This is a genomic window from Kitasatospora sp. NPDC059571 (assembly GCF_042735675.1).
Lineage (GTDB): Bacteria > Actinomycetota > Actinomycetes > Streptomycetales > Streptomycetaceae > Kitasatospora.
In genome coordinates this window covers 12321-18194 of sequence record NZ_JBHWBW010000097.1, presented here as the reverse complement: position 1 = coordinate 18194, position 5874 = coordinate 12321, and the positions used below count along the sequence as shown (strand labels likewise).

Genomic DNA, 5874 nt, shown 5'->3' with positions numbered 1-5874 from the left:
GGGGGGGGGGGGGGGGGGCGCGCCCCGGGGCGGGGGGGGGGGGTGTTACACTAGAAACCGCGTCGGGGCCGTCGGCGCCGCCGTCCTCGCCCGTGCCGTTACGGAGGTGCCGCACCAGAGGGAGCAGGCGTGCCCGGCCGCGGGCGCAGCGGCTCTTGACGGTGCCGACCGGCACGCCGAGCACCTCGGCCGCCTCGGCGACCGGGTAGCCCTGCATGTCCACCAGGACGAGGGCGGCCCTCTGGTCCGGCGGGAGGGCGGCGAGCGCCCGGGCGACCTCGCGCCGGAGCTCGGCGCGGACCACCGGCGAATCGGCCGGTTCGGCGCTGCCGAGCGCGGCGTCCAGGCGCTGCGGCTCGGCGTCGAGCGAGCCGGCCCGCCGGGCGGTGGCCCGCCGGGCGCGGTCCAGGCAGGCGTTCACCACGATCCGGTGCAGCCAGGTGGTGACCTGGGAGCGCCCCTCGAAGGAGTGGGCGGCGCGCAGGGCGGAGATCAGGGCGTCCTGGAGGGCGTCGGCCGCCTCCTCGCGGTCGCCGAGGGTCCGCAGGGCGACGGCCCAGAGCCGGTCGCGGTGCCGGGCCACCAGGAGGCCGAAGGCGTCCCGGTCCCCGGCGACGTGCCGGGCGAGCAGGTCGGCGTCGGACTGCTGCTCCGCCATCGCCCCCACCCCCCTCCCTGCCCGGCGGGCTCAGCCGTTGACGGTGATCTCGGCGACGTGGCCCTGGTAGCCGCCCGCTCCATCGTTGGGGATGCCGGTGAGCCAGATCAAGAGGTAGCGCGTGGTGATCGGCTTCGCGGGCTTGAGCTGCACGCCGGTGCCGCTGCCGTTCGCGATCGAGGCGCCGAAGCCCTCGAAGCCGGCCTGGGTGGCGGCGGGGGCCGTGGTGGTGTCGGCGGGGGCGGCCTTCAGCTCGACCTTGTGGCTGCCCGAGAAGCGGATGTCCACCGAGCCGACGGTGCGGGCCGTGCCCAGGTCGAGCAGCAGCCCGGTGCCGGGCTTGTAGCCGCTGCCGAAGGGGTCGTTGTAGGACTGCGTGGACCAGGTGGTGTCGTTCTTGCCGTCGGAGAGCGCGGGCAGTTCGGAGGCGTGCTCCGCCTTCTTGTCGCCGAACGCGTTGAAGGAGCTCGCGGTGTAGGCGAGCGTCTGGTTGGTGAGCGGCAGCGCCGGCTGGGAGGGCCCGTGGCTGGCGTGGCCGTCCGACTGCTCCGCGGCGGCCTGCTCGCCCTTGTTGAGGTGCTCGACGGCCTGCCAGGAGCCCACCACGATGGCGGCCAGTGCGACCAGCGAGGCGGTCGTCTTGAGTACGCCGCGCAGCACCCGCCGGCGGCGCGAGGTCCGGGCGCCGGTGGTCGCCGAGGAGCCCTCGGGGAAGCGGTCCTGCGGGGGCCGGCCGGCCGGGCCGACGGCTTCGGGGTAGGCCCGCGGGGCCGGGCGGGGGGCGGGCCGGGGCTTCGGCTTGGCCGCGGAGAACACCGGGGCCGGCTGGTCGGGCTGACGGATCTTCGGCATCAGCGCGATCGCCTTCGCCAGCCCGTCCGGGCTCGTGATCGGCTCCAGGTGGTGCGGCGGGTGCTCGCACAGCGCCCGGGCGGCGATCTCGGACAGGCCCTTGTGGACACCGGCCCGGACCTGGTCCGGCGGGACGGAGCCGAGGCTCCTGGGCATCCCGCGCAGGTCGTAGCGGTCCTCCGGGTACGGCCAGCGGTGGGTGAGCGCGGCGAACAGCAGCGCGCCGATGGCGCGGGTGTCGGTGAGCTCGGCGTTCTCGGTGGACAGGCCGCGCAGCGCCGCGTCCACCGCGATCCCGTTGATCCGGTACTGGCCGGTGTCGGTGCGCAGCACGCAGCGCGGAGTGAGGCGCAGGTGGGCCTGGCCGCGGCGGTGGGCGGCCGCAACCGCGTCGGTGACCTGGCGGAGCATCTGGTAGGCGTCGTACGGCTCCATCGGGCCGTCGGCGAGCAGCTGGGCGAGGTCGGACGCGTTGGGCAGCCACTCGCGGACGACGTAGACCAGGTCGCCCTCCTGGACGGCGTCGAGGACCTGGACGAAGCGCGGGTCGTTGAGCAGCGCCGCGGAGCGCGAGGCGGTGAGGACGGACTTGGCGCGACGGTGGCCGGCGGCCATCAGGTGCACGCCGACGGCGCGGCGGAGCTTCTCGTCGACCGCCCGCCAGCTGCTGAAGGTCTCCGACTGGGTGATGCACTCCTCCAGCCGGTAGCGGCCGCCGATCTTGTCGCCGCTGCGCCGCAGCGGGGCGGGGCGGGAGGCGGGAAGGGTGCCGGTGTCGGCGTCCAGGGTCTCGGTGCTGACGACGGGTCGGGCGGTGGGGCGGGAGGCGGGGGCGGGGGCCGACGGGGTGTCGGCGGGGCGGCGTGCGGAGGATCCGGACCGGCTGCCGGCGGCCGGGCGGGCGGCCCGCGCGCCGGGGTCGGCGGCGAGCTCTGCGGCGATCTCCCGGGCGGAGAGCTGGGCGGTGGAGTCACCGGCCGCCTCGGGGGATTCGGGGCCGTCCTGGGCGGGCTCACGGGCCGTCACGGCGTCCCGCAGGGCGGTCTCGGCATCGTCCGTCGCAGCCTTCGCGGCGGCCGCTCCGGTGGCGCCCGTTCGCCCGGTCGGGTGGTTCGTGCCGTCCTCGGCGGTGCGGTCGGGGCCGTCGGCCGTACCGTCCGAGTCGGCGCTCTCCCCGTCGCCGGTGCCGTCGGCCCGCACCGCGCCCTCGGAGCCGCTGTCGGGCGCCGTGCCGGGCTCCTCGTCCGCCGGGGCCGCAGGGGCCGTGCCCTCGGCATCGCCGGGCCGCTCGCCGGCCCCGATGCCGTCGAGTTCCATGGCCAGCGCCGCCTCATCGGCGACGGACGCGTCGACGACCGCCTTGGTGCCATCAGCCACCGTGGTCCTGCCTCCCCTTGTATGGCCCGGTCCTGAGAAGTCGCCCGGCCCTGGCACCGGAGCGCCGGGGGCGTGCAAGGACAATTGTGCCCACTCTTTCCCACCGGGTACGACCGCTGGGGGCCCCGACCGGTTGCGCACTCACACGCAATCGGGCGGGCCGGCTCGGCCGACCCGCCCGACCGGCGCCGTCACGGGGACGGCACCGGGTTGACGCGTTGTCACTGCTCAGCGGCCGAGTCGGCTGCGCACCATGCCGGCGAGGGAGTTCAGCTCCTCGATCCGCATCCGCCGGGCGACCAGCAGGAATGCGGCGACCTGCACGGACGCGGCCACGAGCAGGGTAGCCACGCTGCCCGCCCAGCCGTTCACCAGGTCGAGCATCAGCAGTTCGACGGCCAGGCCGAGCACCGCGGCCGGCAGCGAGGCGATGCCCAGCCGGACGTAGGTCTTGGCGATCCGGGCGGTGTCCAGGCCGCCGATCCTGGCCTTGAGCCGGGGCAGCGCGACGGCCACCCCGACCGCGTACGAGGCGCCGTAGCCGAGCGCCATGCCGGTGACCGCCCACTGGGCGGGCAGCACCAGCCAGCACAGCACGGCGGTGCCGGCCTGGCAGGCGGCCACCCAGACGGTGTTGGAGAACGGCGTGCGGGTGTCCTCGTAGGCGTAGAAGCCGCGCAGCAGCACGTACTGCACGGAGTAGGGGATCAGGCCGAGGGCGAAGGCGGACAGCATGTAGCCCACCGCGGTGGTGCCGTGGGCGACCGCGCCGCCGTTGCCGAGGCCGTAGATCGCCGAGCCGATCACCGGCCCGAGCGACAGGAACAGGAAGGCCGCCGGCACGATCGCCACCGCCGAGGTCCGCAGCCCGTACGAGAGGTCGTCGCGGACGGCGCCGGCGTCGTGGTCGGCAGCGGCCCGGGAGAGCCGGGGGAGGACGGCGCTCATCACCGAGACCGTGATCACCGCCATCGGCAGCTGCCAGATCAGCAGGGCGTTGGAGTAGGCGGCGAGGCCGACGCCGAGGTGGCCCTCGGCCTCGGCGGCGATGCCGGACGCGGTGGCGAGCTGGGTGACCACCAGGTAGCCGGCCTGGTTGGCCAGCACGAACAGGAACGTCCACTTGGCCAGCCGGGCCGCCTTGCCGAGGCCGTGGCCGCGCCAGTCGAAGCGCGGACGGAACGAGAACCCCGCCGCCCGCAGGTAGGGGATCATCGACAGCGCCTGCACGGCCAGGCCGAGCAGCGTGCCGATGCCGAGCAGGCGGACCCCCTCGGGTGCGACCGTCTGCGGCGTCACCTCGGAGTGCTGGAAGGTGCCGTACACCCAGATGTACGCACCGAATGTGAAGATCACCACGAGGTTGTTGAGGACCGGCGTCCACATCATCGCGCCGAACCTGCCGCGGGCGTTGAGGATCTGCCCCATCACCACGTGCACGCCCATGAAGAAGATGGTCGGCAGGCAGTAGCGGGCCAGCGCCACCGTGGTGGCGGCGCTGTCCGGATCGCGCATCAGCGAGTGCGAGATCAGCTGGACGAGCAGCGGGGCGGCGAGCACCGCCACGAAGGCCACCCCGGCCAGACCGGTCATGACCAGCGTCAGAAGCCGGTTGGCGTACGCGGTGCCGCCGTCCTCGTCGTTCTTCATGCTGCGCACCAGTTGCGGCACGAACACCGCGTTGAGCGCGCCCCCGCCGATCAGGATGTACAGCAGGGTGGGCAGCGTGTTGGCCGCGTTGTACGAGTCGCCCATGGTGCCGACGCCGATCGCGGCCGCGATCACCATGGTGCGCAGGAAGCCGGTACCGCGGGAGACCAGGGTGCCGGCGGCCATGACGGCGCTGGAGCCGAGCAGCCCGGCGACCCGCGCCCCGGCGGGTGGCACGACCGGCGGCGGGACGGTGCCCGCGGCCGGTCCGGTCACCGGCGGCGCGGCCTCGCGCGGTGCGCGTCCGGCCGCCTCGTGGAGCTCGGCCTCCGCGTCGGTGAGCGGCGGGTCGAACTCGATGGTCGGGACGAACGGCTGCGGCTCGGGTGCGCTGCGCTCGCCGCTGAGCAGCGCGTCCACCCCGATGTACTCGGCGGCCTCGCGCTCGTCCTCGGCCTGCTGCGCCGCCGCGCGCTCCGCCGCGGTGGAGGGGACGCCCCACCCCTTCGCCGCGGGCCCCTTGCCGGACTCCCGGCCCTTCTCCCCCCGATCGACGTGGTTGCCGTCGTCGTGGCTGTCGTTGCCTTCGCCGTCGGTGCCGGGGCCGTCGGCGTCCTCGTCCGCGCCGTCGGAGCCGTCCGCGCCGTCGTCGGCCGGGGGGTCCTGCCGGGCGCTCCCGGGGGCGGCCTCCGGCCGGTCGGGTGCGTGGGGGGCCGGGGCGCCGGGACCGGCCGTCGGGAGGGCGGCGGGCACCGGGAGCGGGTCCTCCAGGACCCGGGTGCCGGCCCAGTGCGGGGCCGGCGGGGCCAGCACGGCCGCCTGCGGCTCGGAGCCCGGCGGCGGGGACTGCCGCGGGGGCGCGGCAGCCGCCTCGGCGGCCCGCAGCCCGTACGGGTCGTGCTCGGCCGCACTGCCGAACGGGTCGGCGGCATGGGGGTCGTGGGCGTAGGCGTCGGCCACGTACCGGTCGGCGGTGGGGTCGGCGGGCTGCGGGGCGGCGGTGCCGCCCTGGCCCGGTGCTCGTTCCTCGTGCGGACCGCTGCTCATGCCACCTCTTCGCTGGTCGGTGGAGACCCGGACGGGGTTCCCTCAGGGACCAACCTTCTCATCGCCGGTGGCCCGATCCCGGGCATCCGGGCCTGACGCGGAGGAGGAGTCGGACGGGCTCTCGGGGGCCTGCGCGGCCGCCGCCCCGCCGGCCGGCGCGGCCCCGTCCGGGGCGCTGCCCGAGGGTCCTTCGGCGGCCGCATCGGCGGGCGGCCGCGGCGGCGCGGCGGGGGGGGGCCCCCGCCCGGGCGCCGGGGGGGGGGGGGGCGCGCCCGGCGGGGGGGGCGGGT

General features: G+C 76.1%; 3 protein-coding genes. All 3 read right to left on the bottom strand.

The genetic code is table 11. From position 1 onward, the window contains the following. Positions 1-658: RNA polymerase sigma factor SigM (gene sigM, locus ACFV0G_RS14200; protein ID WP_380546333.1), on the bottom strand; the 658-nt coding region annotated here is incomplete at its 3' end. Between the two features lie 30 nt (positions 659-688). Beyond that, positions 689-2887 carry a serine/threonine protein kinase gene (locus tag ACFV0G_RS14195; RefSeq protein WP_380546332.1) on the bottom strand — a complete coding sequence of 733 codons (2199 nt, stop codon included), beginning with the start codon at positions 2885-2887 and terminating at the stop codon, positions 689-691. A gap of 228 nt (positions 2888-3115) precedes the next feature. Next, positions 3116-5584 carry a murein biosynthesis integral membrane protein MurJ gene (gene murJ / locus ACFV0G_RS14190; protein ID WP_380546331.1) on the bottom strand — a complete coding sequence of 823 codons (2469 nt, stop codon included), beginning with the start codon at positions 5582-5584 and terminating at the stop codon, positions 3116-3118. Between the last annotated feature and the right edge of the window lie 290 nt (positions 5585-5874).

Bases quoted from the DNA above. Each gene is read 5' to 3' on its own strand.
- murJ (WP_380546331.1), bottom strand. From the start codon at position 5,584: ATGAGCAGCGGTCCGCACGAGGAACGAGCACCGGGCCAGGGCGGCACC.